The sequence below is a fragment of the Lentzea tibetensis genome (assembly GCF_007845675.1).
Lineage (GTDB): Bacteria > Actinomycetota > Actinomycetes > Mycobacteriales > Pseudonocardiaceae > Lentzea > Lentzea tibetensis.
The window spans coordinates 171660-185346 of the sequence record NZ_VOBR01000008.1 but is presented as its reverse complement, the minus strand read 5'-3'; the positions used below and the strand labels follow the sequence as shown (position 1 = coordinate 185346).

The 13687-nt window shown below is 65.8% G+C and carries 9 protein-coding genes, 1 tRNA gene and 1 other RNA gene; 6 read left to right on the top strand and 5 right to left on the bottom strand.

Going from position 1 to position 13687, the window contains the following annotated elements:
• Positions 1-361 precede the first annotated feature (361 nt).
• On the top strand, positions 362-2581 hold the full coding sequence (locus tag FKR81_RS15065; protein WP_146352320.1) for a hypothetical protein: 2220 nt from the start codon (positions 362-364) through the stop codon (positions 2579-2581).
• A gap of 99 nt (positions 2582-2680) precedes the next feature.
• On the opposite strand, the gene FKR81_RS15060 is transcribed toward FKR81_RS15065, so the two are convergent.
• A complete protein-coding gene (locus FKR81_RS15060; protein WP_146352318.1) occupies positions 2681-4387 on the bottom strand; it encodes an ATP-binding protein in 1707 nt (568 codons plus the stop codon).
• Between the two features lie 448 nt (positions 4388-4835).
• On the opposite strand from FKR81_RS15060, the gene FKR81_RS15055 reads away from it, so the two are divergent.
• The gene (locus FKR81_RS15055) at positions 4836-5504 is read left to right on the top strand and encodes an alpha/beta fold hydrolase (protein WP_235921551.1); all 669 of its coding nucleotides are present in this window, start codon (positions 4836-4838) and stop codon (positions 5502-5504) included.
• On the opposite strand, the gene FKR81_RS15050 is transcribed toward FKR81_RS15055, so the two are convergent.
• Entirely contained in the window at positions 5491-6261 is a 771-nt protein-coding gene (locus tag FKR81_RS15050) for a maleylpyruvate isomerase family mycothiol-dependent enzyme (protein WP_146352316.1), read from the bottom strand. The two genes, FKR81_RS15055 and FKR81_RS15050, sit on opposite strands and share 14 nt — an antisense overlap.
• Positions 6262-6471: 210 nt before the next feature.
• Between FKR81_RS15050 and FKR81_RS15045 the strand changes: the two genes are divergently transcribed.
• Entirely contained in the window at positions 6472-8907 is a 2436-nt protein-coding gene (locus FKR81_RS15045; protein WP_146352314.1) for an endonuclease/exonuclease/phosphatase family protein, read from the top strand.
• Here FKR81_RS15045 and FKR81_RS15040 read toward each other — a convergent pair.
• The 3 genes from FKR81_RS15040 to FKR81_RS15030 all read right to left on the bottom strand — a co-directional run bounded on the left by FKR81_RS15040 (position 8904) and on the right by FKR81_RS15030 (position 10084).
• Positions 8904-9263, bottom strand: coding sequence for a 5-carboxymethyl-2-hydroxymuconate Delta-isomerase (locus FKR81_RS15040; protein WP_146352312.1), 360 nt, complete (start codon positions 9261-9263; stop codon positions 8904-8906). The two genes, FKR81_RS15045 and FKR81_RS15040, sit on opposite strands and share 4 nt — an antisense overlap.
• Positions 9264-9281: 18 nt before the next feature.
• Positions 9282-9941, bottom strand: a complete 660-nt coding sequence (locus FKR81_RS15035) for a GOLPH3/VPS74 family protein (RefSeq protein ID WP_186762981.1) — start codon at positions 9939-9941, stop codon at positions 9282-9284.
• Positions 9942-9999: 58 nt separating this feature from the next.
• A tRNA-Ser gene (locus FKR81_RS15030) sits at positions 10000-10084 on the bottom strand.
• Between the two features lie 137 nt (positions 10085-10221).
• On the opposite strand from FKR81_RS15030, the gene FKR81_RS15025 reads away from it, so the two are divergent.
• From FKR81_RS15025 to FKR81_RS15015, 3 genes are all read left to right on the top strand, one after another.
• On the top strand, positions 10222-11190 hold the full coding sequence (locus FKR81_RS15025) for a hypothetical protein (RefSeq protein ID WP_146352308.1): 969 nt from the start codon (positions 10222-10224) through the stop codon (positions 11188-11190).
• A gap of 19 nt (positions 11191-11209) precedes the next feature.
• An RNA gene (gene ffs / locus FKR81_RS15020) (signal recognition particle sRNA small type) lies at positions 11210-11304 on the top strand.
• A 65-nt stretch (positions 11305-11369) separates the two neighbouring features.
• The gene (locus FKR81_RS15015; protein WP_146352306.1) at positions 11370-13541 is read left to right on the top strand and encodes a DNA polymerase III subunit gamma and tau; all 2172 of its coding nucleotides are present in this window, start codon (positions 11370-11372) and stop codon (positions 13539-13541) included.
• The last annotated feature ends 146 nt before the right edge of the window (positions 13542-13687 follow it).

The following is a 13687-nucleotide window of genomic DNA, read 5'->3' as shown; positions in this document are numbered from 1 at the left end:
CAGGTGAAGCGGTTGCGGTGCTCACGAGAGCCTATGCGCGTGAGACGGATTGGTTCAGCCCCCTCCGGCTTCAGCCGTTCTATGCCGTTGTCGGTCCAGTGGCTGTCGCATCCAACCGGAGCTGGTTACCGATCCAATCGGTAACCCCATGATCAAAGGTAACCGCCTGACCTGCGTGGTTACCGCAGTTACCGCAGTTACCGATGCTCTACAAGGATTGGAGGCTGGCTCTCAGAACAGCTGGGAACCTCGGCGGGCACGAGCGGTGCTATCGGATCAGAGCCCGCATCAACCGTTGCAATCCCGATGCATGGTGTGGTGCACGTGTAGCGGTTAGGTTCACGGGAGCGACACTGAGGGCATGAACGACTCCTCGGACGATGGACCGCACACTGGCGCTGATCTCACCGATCACGAACGCGAGCTGATCAAGGCGGCCCGGCGCGGTAGTGAGATGGTATGCAGCTCGCAGGAGGTGAGCGAGCTTTTCTCATCCGCCAACCCGGCGGTGGAGATCCGAGCTGAGTTGATCCGCGATCTCCTGATAGGGCGATACGGTGCGCTTGATCCTCGCGGCGTCCGCGTGCGGAGGGCGAGGATAGTTGGTGAGCTGGACCTTGATCGGGTGAGTGGCATTACTGGCTTTGCGCTCGTCGAGTGCGCAGTTGTGGACCACATTAAGGCGGAGTATGCAGTTCTGCCCAGCTTGAGTCTGCTTGGTAGCCGTATTGCTTCAATACACGCTGACGGTGTGCGAATCGAGCAAGACCTGAACCTCGAGCAAATGTATGTGGCCGCAAATCTGAGCGGCGGTGCCATACGTCTAATTCTAGGTCACGTCAAGGGGCAGTTCATTTGTGACGGACTTAATGCAAGTAATCAAGCTGGTCCGGCGGTACTTATTGACAGCATTAAGGTTGATGCAGACGTCTTCCTCCGTGGGGCCCGTATAGGTGGTGTCGGCGACGAAGGCGCTATTCGAATGCCGACGGCTAAAATCGGCGGGCAACTCACACTCGATGACTTTCAAGCGGCGAATAGTTCTGGACCTGCGGTTATTGCGGACGGTATGAGCGTTGGCAGCAATCTCTACTTGCAAAAGCTAGAGCTGGTTGGTTCGGGGTCCCATGGCGCGCTCCGCTGCCTTAATGCGGCTATTGGCGGTCAGCTGCTAGTCAAAGAGTCAAGCGTATTTAATCTTTCAGGTCCGGCCATCTGTGCCGACGGGATTGATGTCGGATCTGACGCGATCTTCCGAGATGTGAGATTTTCTGGACGAGATGCCGACGGTGCTGTGCGTCTCCCTGGCGCGCAGATCGGCCGCCAGTTCGAATTCGTAGACAGCGAGGTTATAAACGATGCAGGTGTGGCACTACAGGTCGAGGGGGTCGACGTCCGCGGGAAGATATTTCTAAGGCGCTGCAAGTTTGAGGGCGAAGGGAGATCTGGTGCAGTACGATTTGCTACCGCACATGTAGGTGGCGTTGTTGAAATAACTGATATTGAAGCGGTTAACAGCTCTGGGCCAGCTCTGCATGCGGATAGCCTCCGAGTGGATACACACTTTGTTGTTAAGCGAGTTAAGGCTCACGGAAACTCGAAAACGGGAGCAATTCGACTTTCTGGTGCGCGAATCACTGGACAGCTTGACCTAGAGGACGTCGAAGTGGTAAACGATGAAGGATCGGCGCTCTTCGCTGACGGCCTCTATGTTGGTGCGAACCTAGTTATGGGAATGAATGCCCGTGGCGCAGGAACTAGAGGGACAGTTCGCCTGCCTGGAGCGCATATCGGGGGGCAATTTGTTGGCAAGGACTTCAGACTCGCGGGCGCTACCCATGCGCTGGTGCTAGAGGGCGCATATGTAGGAGCGGGCCTCCATTTTCCGGCTAAGGTCGTATGTTTGAGTCACGTTCGGGATGAAAAATGTGGCGGTCGATTTCGTGTCAGCATTGGTGACCTTAAGTTCGCCTCGTTGGCCATATGTGATTGGCGCGACTGGTTGCATATCATTCGCTTTCACGCGGTTGCGTATGAACCTCAGCCGTTTCAACATCTTGCTTCAGTTGAACGCGCTGCAGGTCATGACGGCAATGCGACCCATATCCTGATAACTCAGCAACGTGACCGGCGAGCGCGAGCTGGTAGGCGGACCTTTTACAGCAGTTCGGCTTGGGTATTTCACGCGATGATGGGTTTCCTGATCAGGTATGGATACCGCACAGGCCGCGCGTTTGGGGTGCTATTTATATTGTTGATTTTGGCGGGCATTACCGGCTATTGGGCTGGACAAGTGGAAACCCGGCCGGGGCACCATGTGGCAGAGCGCACTGTTCCCACAGGGGCAATGTCAAGCGCGGGGCCTGGAGTCCCTTGTTCGTCGATAGAGCTCATCGGGCTCGGTCTGGATCGTGGTCTTCCGCTGGGGCCTACCGGCGTGAGAGGTCGCTGCGACATAGATATGGCTACAGGGCGCGGATCCTTCTTTGCTGCCATTATTTGGTTTATTCAGGCCCTTGTATGGTTCTTGCTCACTCTCGCCATCGTTGGATACACGAATCTCGTGCGTAAGCCTGGTTGACCTCGACGGCGGTGCGAAAGCGCGAGGTTTGGTTTGCGTGTCGTTGCCAGTAGGGCGGTTCGACTTCCCCGAGCCGTCATTGCCTCGCCACATCCATTGTTAGGCCAGCGAGTAGCGGCTATCGCGCCTTCCGCGCCCTCCTTCAAGTACGACGCGGCCTGCCTCGCGCATGCTTGCCAGAGCGTATTGGACTTGCCGGTAAGTCAAACCTGTCACGTCCATGATTTCACTGATCGTCGAGGGGTTATCGCGCAGAGCGTCTAGAATTGCGCTGGTTGTTTCGGGTAGATACTCCTCATCGATGAGATTAATGGGCGGTTCGACAATGTTGTCGTCTAAATCCTCTGCGAGTTCGTATACTCTGCCGCCCCGTTCGCCGCGTGCTTGAGCTAGCCCTGCGTCTACAAGGCCAGCGAATGTGCGAGTTGCGTCACGCGAATCCATAGGAAAAGCATCACGGAGCGTCTTGTTCGTCCAGGTTTCACCATGTCGCATCGCTACAAGCACGTGACGTTGCACGTCACTAAGCAGAATGCCGTCCGTGGTAGTGCTTAGCCAATGGAGGTCATCTTCGGCGAGTAGTGCATGGTTTGGCATTAGCACTGCGAAACGAATACCTTGATCATGGAACCGTGGTGGAACCATTCCTGCTTCTTGTACGGCCCTTAGTACAGTTGGAATGCCGGTAGCAAGCGCCTCCACAACCCGCTGATCCCCGCTATATCGCACGTTCTGGCAGATTCGGACCAGGAACCCGTTTCGTGCTGACGTCACCCCAGTCTGGCCTAGGCGGGCCGTGGTTAGTCCCCACAATCCACCTGGATTTGATAGGACGAGTTGCGAATTGTCCAGGCGTAGGGTTATAGCCTCACCTAGGGCGTGCGGTCCCAGGTCTCGGTGTACAAGTGCGTTCGATAGGAGTTCACGTACTGCCTCTGCAGGATATTCTGGTTCGTCACGTCCGTGGCCGTCGCGGCCAAATCTTATGCGACTCCTGGTGTTCCTATTTACCCATCGAAGAGCCTCGTCAAGCATGACAGGTATAGGGCCGTCGAACCGGCGGGCGTCTACCGCCCGAGTGCCAGCAGGATCTTGGGAGCTTGGGCTGACGCTCGCTTGGATTACCAAGTTAGGAAAGAACTGCTGAGGGTATGCCCCTAGGGCTAGGAGTCCAGCAATGCTCGGCCTCCTGGCATTGCCCACCAGAACTCCGGTGCGGAACAACAGTTCGTCATGGGGGAATCGCTGAAGGGCCGTAGAGGTTGAGTGGCAGGAGGATACATAGGAATTTACCAAGTCATCGTCTAGGTCATGTATCGATGCTTCGGGTACTTCCTGCTGATCGAATCGGGGTGTCTCGCGACTTGCCAAGAATGCCTGTTCTTCAAGTTCGGAGATTGGGTAGTCGCCATCGTATGAGCGGAGGTAAGCACGATTGGTGGAGCGAGCACGGCAAGGCTTGCTTGTACTGGGGAGCTCACCAACTTCAGCAACTACGATCTGTGCATCTTCAAAAGTCACACTGGTTGTTGCGATGGTCAATGGCGGGGTGACGGCGTTGCGCGCTGCCGCCGCGATGGCTTGCTGGCAGGCAGCGACGTCGTACACGCCCCGTGCTTCGAAGCCAGAGTGCTCATCAAGACCGAAGATGATGAGGCCGCCTCCGGGGGTGTTCCCGAAGGCGGACAGGGTTGGGGCTAGGTTCTCCGGGAACCCTCCGGCCGCGCGCTTGACTTCAACCTCGGCTAGGTCGCTGCCCTCGGTCCGCAGGTCAGCGACGAGCAGCCCAAGCTCGATGGCGTCCACATGGCAAATCTACATCAACCTTTTGTTGATTTGATGATTTGACGTGCGCCACGTCCTGTGTGGCTGCACCGTGCTGCGATGAGAGCTCCGTCGCCGACGTTTCTGCCTGCTCAGACCCCCTTCGCGGCAGAAGCTCCGCTCGGCTGGGGCGCGAGCCTGCATGGTGGAGGTCGTCTCATACGTCGTCTCATTCATGGTGTGTCCAGCACCGTTCAGCACCGTTCGCGGGCGGTCAGCTCGATCGCAGACATACCCTCTGAACTGCGCGAACGCATCTCGGCGATGCTTGCCGGACGATGGATCGCAGACCTCGAAAGCGTGTGAGGGGCAACCCTCCGTGGGTTCAAATCCCACCGCCACCGCTGCTCAGAGCCCCGGTTACCTCGGTAGCCGGGGCTCTTGACGTTTTGCCGGACATGGCGCTGCGGCACCTCATACGCTTCGCTCCGTGATCGCTTTCCGTGAGGCCGGAACACGTGGCGACATCCCGGTCGTGCTGCTCCACGCGTTGGGCAGCACCGCAGGCACCTGGGACGACTTCGCAGCCCGACTGGCCGCTCATGGCCGCCATGTCCTCGCCGTGGATCTGCGGGGACATGGGCAGAGCTCCTGGGCGGAGAAGTACTCGCTGGAGCTGATGTGCGACGACGTGCTCGGCTTCCTCGACGACCATGGTGTCGAGCAGGCGGACGTGGTGGGTCATTCGATGGGCGGGAGAGTCGCCGTTCTCCTCGCTCAACGGGAGCCCGGACGCGTGCGGCGGCTGGTCGTCGAGGACACCCCGCCTCCGCCCGAGAGGCCACCGCAGGAACCGCTGGCACCGGTGGCCGAACCGTCCGAGCCGCTGCCGTTCGACTGGCGCCTGATCGAGCCGATCATGACCGAGCTCAGGAGCCCTGACGCCGGCTGGTGGGAACGGCTCAACGCGATCACCACACCGACGTTGCTCGTCAGCGGCGGTCCGAGCAGCCACGTCTCGGTCGACGCGCTCGCGCGGATGAGCGAGGCCATCGCCGACTGCCTGCTGGTGACCGTCCAGGACGCCGGGCATCGCGTGCACAGCGCCAAGCCGGACGAGTTCTGGTCCGCCGTGGCCCCGTTCCTCAGCCGAACGTGACCCGCTTCAGCCAGTAGTCCAGCAGCTCCGCGTCACCGAGCACCTCAACAGCGGAGACGTCACGCCGTCCGTAGAGCACGAGCAGCAGGTCGACCAGCGGCCCGCGCATCGCCACCGAGCACTTCTCGTGCCCTTCCCGGCACACGATCAGCTCGCCGGTGAGATCGACCACCCACTCGGCGGGCGCGTCCGTCGCGTGCAGGTGGATCGTCCGGCCCGGCGCCAGCAGCTCGCGCTTCTCCGGCTTGAACTCGAACATGATCGGCAGGGCCTCGAGCTCCATCCACTCCGCGAGCGTGTCGAGTCCCACGTCCGTGGACACGGTGAACTCGACGCCCAGCGGCAGGGTGCCGTCAGCGCGGTGCACGACGGTCTCGTGGGTGAAGCGGCGGGCGAAGAACAGCGCCGGTCGGTCCACGGGTAGCGGAGCCCACATCTGCGCGTCCGGACCCGCTTCGCGCAGTGCGTCCGCCAGTTCGTCGGCGCCCTCGACCAGCCACGACGCCAGCTCCGCAGGGTCCTCGTCCACGTACCCGGAGAGCTCGCGGAAGTGGGCGTCGGACGGCGGTGCGGAGGCCCTGGTGCGGACCACCTCGGCAGCCCATCGCTGACCCCCGCCGAGGTGCCTGACCAGCTGGTTCACCGTCCAGCCGGGACAGGAGGGAACGGGGGCGGAAAGATCCCTGTCGGCGATGGCCGATGCCAGCAGCTCGGACTGGGTGACGATCTCCGTGCGGTAGCGCTCGAAGCTCAGCATGCCCCCACCCTAGGGAAAGACCAGGGAGGCCGGCCGATGCCTGGGAGGGGACCACCGGCCGGCGCTCCTTGTCGGACAGCATACCCCATGCTCGAACACTTGTTCGAGTGATCTTTGCCTGGCCAGGTGGTTAACCGTTAGTAACAACGTCTTCCAAACCTCACTCGATCGGGGAAGGATTCGGCGACGCCGCAATCCTCGGAGGACGAGTTGAGACCTTCCCTGCCCAGAGCCGGACTGGCCACCGCCGCCGTCTTACTGGCCGCCGCCGCACCCGCCATCGCCGCACCCAGCGCAGACGCCGTGATCGCCGAGGTCTACGGCGCGGGCGGCAACAACGGGGCCACGCTCAAGTCGGACTTCGTCGAGCTCGCCAACAAGGGACCGGCGCCGGTCGACCTGACCGGCTGGAGCGTGCAGTACATCTCCGCGAACCCCGGCGCCACCACCACGTGGCAGGTGACGCCCCTCACCGGTGCGATCGCGCCCGGCAAGACCTTCCTCGTCGCCGAGTCGAAGGGCGCGGGCGGCACGGTCGACCTGCCGACCCCTGACGCGACCGGGACCATCGCGATGAGCGGTACCGCGGGCACGATCGCGCTGGTCAACGGTGCCACCGCGCTGACATGCAAGACGGTCGCCGACTGCGCAGCCGACGCGCGCATCAAGGACCTCATCGGCTACGGCGGTGCCGTCGTGCGCGAGGGCAACCCCACCGCGGCGCTCACGCCGGCCACGAGCGCGTTCCGCTCGACCGACTTCGCCGACACCGACGACAACGCGACGGACTTCAAGCTCGCCGCGCCGAACCCGGTGAACTCGAAGGGCGAGGGCGTCGGCACGCCGCCCGACCCCGATCCCGACCCCACGCCCGGTGACAAGCGCATCCACGACGTCCAGGGCTTCACGCGCGTCTCGCCGCTGCTCGGCCAGAAGGTCACCAACGTCCCCGGTGTCGTCACCGGCACGCGCGCGACCGGCGACCGCGGCTTCTGGATCCAGGACACCACCCAGGCCGACGCCGACCCGCGCACCAGCGAGGGCGTCTTCGTCTACACCGCCGGCACGGCCCCGACCGTCGAGGTCGGCGACTCCGTGCTCGTGACGGGCACCGTCGCCGAGTACCGGCCCGGCGGCGACACCGGCTCGAACCAGACGCTGACCGAGATCACCTTCCCGACGGTCACGACGCTGTCCAAGGGCAACGCCGTGCCCGCGCCGGTCGTGCTCGCGAACATCCCGACCGGCTACCTGCCGGAGGCCGGTGGCGCCAGCATCGAGGCGCTGCCGCTGGAGCCCGCCAAGTACGGCCTGGACTACTACGAGTCCCTCGAGGGCACGCTGGTCCGCGTCGACAACGCGCGCGTCGTCGGCCCGAGCAACGCGTTCGGCGAAGCCTGGATCACGGTCAACCCCGACCAGAACAAGGCCGCGCGCGGCGGCACCGTCTACACCGGGTACGACCAGCCGAACAGCGGCCGGCTCAAGGTGAAGGCCACGCCGCTGCCGGCGTCGAACGTCGGTGACGTGTTCAGCGGCGCCACCACCGGCGCGATCGAGTACACGAACTTCGGCGGCTACACGCTCGCCGCGCTGCAGCTCGGCCAGCACGTCTCGAGCAACCTCCAGCCCGAGGTCACGCCGCAGAGCCGCAACAGCGAGCTGTCCGTCGCGACGTACAACGTCGAGAACCTCGCGCCGACCAACCCGCAGGCCAAGTTCGACCGGCTCGCGGCCGCCGTCGTGAACAACCTGCGCAGCCCCGATGTCGTTGTGCTGGAAGAGATCCAGGACAACAACGGCGCCACGAACGACGGCACCGTCGCGGCCGACCAGACGCTGCAGAAGTTCGTTGACGCGATCGTCGCCGCGGGCGGCCCGCGCTACGGCTGGCGGCAGATCGACCCGGTCAACCTGCAGGACGGCGGCGAGCCCGGCGGCAACATCCGGGTCGCGTTCCTGTTCAACGCCAACCGGGTGTCCTTCGTGGACCGTCCGGGCGGCGACTCGGTGACCCCGGTCAACGTGGTGAAGAAGAACGGCCGCGCCGCGCTGTCCGTCTCGCCGGGCCGCATCGAGCCTGCGAACGTCGCGTGGGAGAACAGCCGCAAGCCGCTCGCCGGTGAGTTCAAGTTCCGCGGCCGCACGGTGTTCGTGGTCGCGAACCACTTCAACTCCAAGGGCGGCGACCAGGCGATCCACGGCCGCTTCCAGCAGCCGAACCGCAGCTCGGAGATCCAGCGCGCCAAGCAGGCCGCGACGCTGCGCGGGTTCGTCGACCAGGTGAAGGCGATCGACAAGGGCGCGAACGTCGTCCTCGCCGGCGACCTGAACGACTACCAGTTCTCACCCGCGGTGAAGACGTTCACCGCCGACGGCGCGATGAAGGCGCTGATCGAGACGCTGCCCGTGAACGAGCGGTACAGCTACGTGTTCGAGGGCAACGCCCAGGTGCTCGACCACATCCTGATCAGCAAGAACATCACCCGGTTCGGCTACGACGTCGTGCACATCAACGCCGAGTTCTCCGACCAGGCGAGCGACCACGACCCGCAGATCGTGCGCGCCCGCCCGAGCACCGGCAACGCTCAGGCCGACGAGGTCCTCTTCGCCATCGAGGACATCCTCGACTGCCTGCGCGGCTAGACCGAGGTTCGCTGGTAGGTCTCGCGATCCATGTCGAACACCTCGACGGTGACCGAGACCGACAGGCCGGGTACGGGCGTGATGCTCTGCCCGGCCTGTTCCAGCACCACCGCGCCGAGTTGCTGCTTGGCCTCGGTGGTGCGCCCGGTGAGCAGGCCCACGCGGACGTGCACCATCGCCGCGCCGCCGGTGTCCTCACCGATCACGCACTCGTCGATCGGCCGGAAACGGGTCTTGAAGTGGGCGGGCTCGCTGCCCACGACCGGCCCGGCGGCCTTGTGCAGCGCGAGCGCGAACCCCCTGCGGTCGAACGACCGGCTCAGTTCGGGGGAGTAGTCGACCGTGATCTGTGGCATGCGTCAACGGTATCGGCGCTAGCTCGACCCCGACGACCCCGCGGACATCGTCGCGGCGGAGACGCTGGCCGTGATCCCGGCCATCACCGCGGCCTGCACCGCCTCGAGGGCACCCTTCACGGCCGCACCCGCCCAGTTGCCCTGACTGATCGTCTTGGCGCGGGCGTTCAGCTCCCTGCGGTCGCCTGCGACGACCTTGTGCACCGACTTCACCGCGTACACCAACGAGATGAGCGCGCCCGTCCGCGCGTCCGGTTCCGCACGCCCCTGCAGCACCGCGCCGACCTCGTTGCGCACCGTCGCGCTGGGGCCGGGGTCGATGATCACCCAGCTGGTCGTCGGGAAGAGCCCGAGCACCTTCTTCTTCTCCAGACGGAGCACGCCGCGGTCGGCGAGGCGCTGCATCACGTCGTTGCGGACGTTGCGGCGCAACCGTTCCACCGCTCGCTGCGGCTTGGACGGTTTGTCCAACCTGGACAGCGCCTGGTGGAGGAACGGGTCGCCGGACCCGCTGAGCGCCTGGAGTTTCCTGCCGTCCGGCCCGAAGCCGACGTGGCCTCCGTTGACGAGGTCGAGCAGCACCGCGCCCGCGAGCGCGTTCTCGACTTCGGTGGAACCGGCGAGCACGCGGCCGTCGGTCTCGTCGATCAGGAGCAGCATCAGATCTTCAGCGAGCATGGAACCCACGTTAATGCGACAAAGCCCCGGATGCCGGAGCATCCGAGGCTTTGGTCAGCGGAGGATACGGGATTTGAACCCGTGAGGGGGTTAACCCAACACGATTTCCAGTCGTGCGCACTAGGCCACTATGCGAATCCTCCGTCGCCGAGTCTAACGGAGGGTGCACTTCGTTCCCAAAACGGGTGGTGGGTGCGCGTGAGCGAGACGACAGCGCCACCCCGTAGGAAGTCTGTCGAGGGGCGGCGAGGGGCGCCGCTCCAAGACTGGGGAGTCGTCCATGCGCCATGAGCGCCGCAAGACCACCTTGTTAGTCACGGCGGTAGCCGCGGGCCTGTTCCTGCCGCTCGCCGCCACCGGCACGGCGGCCGCGGAGACCGCCACCACCCAGCCGCTCACGTCCTTCTCGTTCGTCAGCGAGAAGGGCGACTGGGTCGGCCAGGGACAGTCGCTTTCCTACGAAGCTCCCGCGACGAGCATCACGTACTCGGGCAACGGCGGCGGAGTCCGAGTGTTCGTGAACGTCGGCACGGGAGGCTGGAGCGCCGAGCTCGCCCCGCCCAGGGGCGAGAACCTGCACCCCGGCAAGTACTACGACGCCGAGCGCTCCGCGTTCCGCGAGGGACGCGCGCCGGGGCTCGACGTGTCCGGTGACCACCGGGGCTGCAACGAGGTCTACGGCGAGTTCGCCATCGACCAGATCGCCTTCGACGCGTCCGGCTCGCTGAGCCTGCTCGAGGCGACGTTCCTGCAGCGCTGCGAGTCGGCGACCGCGCCCGCGCTCCGCGGGACGCTGCGCTACCAGGCGCTGCCGCTGTCGTACCGGTTCACCAGCGATCAGGGCGACTACATCGGTGCGGGGAAGTCCAAGGCGTACAGCGGGTCGACCACGATCTTCGGGCTGACCGGCACCAGCGCGCACGTGACGTTCCGGGTCTCCGGGCTGCGGGACGACTGGAGCGTGGACCTGGCCGCGCCTCCGGGCGCCGCGCTGGCGGCGGGCACCTACACCGGTGCGCGGCGCTGGCCGTTCAACGACGGGGCGCCGGGTCTCGACGTCAGCGGCAACGGGCGGGGCTGCAACCAGCTGAACGGGACGTTCACCATCCACGAGATCAGGTTCAAGCCGGACGGCTCGGTCGCGGCTCTGTCGGCTGACGTCGAACAGCACTGCGAGGGCGCGACTCCCGCCCTGCGCGCGAGCATCCGGTACGGCGCCGGCTCATGGGGTGCCTCAGCGGCCGCCTGACGCAGCCAGCTACACTCGAAGCGGACCTCGTGCGGCACACATCTCGCGAACCTCCCCAGGGCCGGAAGGCAGCAAGGATAAGCGGGCTCTGGTGGGTGCACGGGGTCCCCTTTCGTCTCCGTGGCGGTCGCCACCAGCGTCAGTCAGAACTGTCGGTGCCCACCGGTACTGTCTCGGTCGTGGCGCTCGCTCTGTATCGCAAGTACCGTCCGGCAACCTTCGCCGAGGTCGTCGGTCAGGAGCACGTGACCGAGCCGTTGCGGGTCGCTCTGTCCGCAGGCCGGGTCAATCACGCCTACCTCTTCTCCGGGCCGCGAGGCTGCGGCAAGACGTCCAGCGCGCGCATCCTGGCGCGGTCGCTCAACTGCGTGAAGGGCCCGACGCCCGACCCGTGCGGCGAGTGCAACTCGTGCATCGGCCTGGCGCCCAACGGGCCGGGCAGCGTCGACGTGGTCGAGCTCGACGCGGCGTCGCACGGTGGTGTCGACGATGCCCGCGAGCTGCGCGACAAGGCGTTCTACGCGCCCGCCGAGGCCCGCTACCGGGTGTTCATCATCGACGAGGCGCACATGGTCACCACGCAGGGCTTCAACGCCCTGCTGAAGATCGTGGAAGAGCCGCCGGAGCACCTGATCTTCATCTTCGCCACGACCGAGCCGGACAAGGTGCTGCCGACCATCCGCTCGCGCACGCACCACTACCCGTTCCGGCTCATCCCGCCCGGCGTCATGCGCACCCTGCTCGAACGCAACTGCGCCGCCGAGGGCGTCACCGTCGAGCAGGCGGTGTTCCCGCTGGTCATCCGCGCGGGCGGCGGGTCGGCGCGCGACACGCAGTCCGTACTGGACCAGCTGCTCGCCGGCGCCGGACCCGACGGGGTGAAGTACGACCGCGCCGTGACGCTGCTCGGCGTCACCGACTCGGCCCTGATCAACGACGTCGTCGACGGCCTCGCCGCAGGTGACGGAGCCGCCGTGTTCGGCACGATCGACCGGCTCGTCGAAGCGGGCCACGACCCGCGCCGCTTCGCATCCGACCTGCTCGACCGCCTGCGCGACCTGGTGCTGCTGTGCGCGGTGCCGGACGCCGCCGAGCGCAACCTCGTCTCGGCGCCGGCGGACGAGCTCGCGACGATGTCCGCGCAGGCCGAGCGCATCGGTCCGGCCGCGCTGACCAGGTACGCGGAGATCGTGCACACCGGGCTCGTCGACATGCGCGGTGCCACGGCTGCCCGGTTGCTGCTGGAACTGCTCGTCTCGCGGATGCTGCTGCCTTCGGTGAGCCAGTCCGAGGCCGCGTTGTTGCAGCGCCTGGAGCAGCTGGAACGGCGCCCGCCCGCTGCGGTGGGTGAGGCAGGCGGTGGTGATGCCGGCGCTCCGGTGTTCCAGCGCAAGTCGCAGCAGTCCCCCGCGGCTCCTCAGCCGGCCCAGCCACCCGCGCCTCAGCGGCAAGCCGCACCGCCGCAAGCCGCACCGCCGCAAGCCGCACCGCCGCAAGCCGCACCGCCGCAAGCCGCACCGGCGCAGGTCGTGCCGGCCGAGGCGCCGAGTGCGCCGGCTCAGGCACCGGCTGCTGCCGTGCCGCCTCCGCCACGGCCGCCCGCGGTTTCGGCACCGCAAGCCGCACCGCCCGCTGAGGCCGGATGGCCTCAGCCCGCCACACCCGGCCAAGTTCCGACCGCGCCTGATTCGGCGCCCGCTGCTGCCGAGCCCAGTGATCCCGAGCCTGCCGATGTCCCCGAGGTGGCCGAGCCCGCAGTGGCGAGCGGAACAGGCGCCATGGACGCGACTGCGGTGCGGCGCGTCTGGTCCGAACTGCTGTCCGCGGTGCGAGGCGCGAGCCGCAGCACCGAGGCGATGCTCACGAACGCGACGGTCACCGAGGTCGACGGCAACACGGTGACGATCACCCACACGTCGGCCCCACTGGCCCGCAGGCTGGCAGAGCCGCGCAACACCGAGGCCATCGCGAACGCGCTGGGCGCGGTGCTCGGCGGCACCTGGCAGGTGCGGTGCGTGCACGGCCAGCCGGGCGCGGCGGGCCAGCCCGCACCGCCACCGAAGCAGGCCAGGCCCGCGCCGACCAGGCCGAGCCAAGCCAGCCGAGCTCCCGAGCAACAGCGGCAAGCGCCGCCGTCGCGCCCCGCGGCGGACGACGTACCGCCGCCCCCGGAGCCGCCCGAGCCCGACGACCCCCTCCCGCCGGAGCCAGAAGACGAAGAGGCGATGCTCGCCGAGGCGGCGCGCCCGGTCGACCCGGACGACGACACACCTCGCCAGGACCCCGAAGAGGTGATGCTCAAACTGCTCGCCGACGAGCTCGGAGCTCGGCCGCTGAAGCAGAAGAGCTGATCGCTGCTGCAAGTCGGCACGCCGACCCGTGCCCGTGCGAGCGTGCCGAGTTCCTGCGCGCCGTCGGCGCGTTTCGCGCGCTGGAATCGGCGCCCCGCCGGGTTCGCCTACGCTTGAAGTTTCCAGACGAAGGAGAGGACCAAGCG

What these genes read in the sequence shown, in the direction of transcription:
- FKR81_RS15065 (WP_146352320.1), top strand. Translation starts at nt 362, where the DNA reads ATGAACGACTCCTCGGACGATGGACCGCACACTGGCGCTGATCTCACC.
- FKR81_RS15050 (WP_146352316.1), bottom strand. Translation starts at nt 6,261, where the DNA reads ATGCTGAGCTTCGAGCGCTACCGCACGGAGATCGTCACCCAGTCCGAG.
- FKR81_RS15040 (WP_146352312.1), bottom strand. Translation starts at nt 9,263, where the DNA reads ATGCCACAGATCACGGTCGACTACTCCCCCGAACTGAGCCGGTCGTTC.
- FKR81_RS15035 (WP_186762981.1), bottom strand. Translation starts at nt 9,941, where the DNA reads ATGCTCGCTGAAGATCTGATGCTGCTCCTGATCGACGAGACCGACGGC.
- FKR81_RS15025 (WP_146352308.1), top strand. Translation starts at nt 10,222, where the DNA reads ATGCGCCATGAGCGCCGCAAGACCACCTTGTTAGTCACGGCGGTAGCC.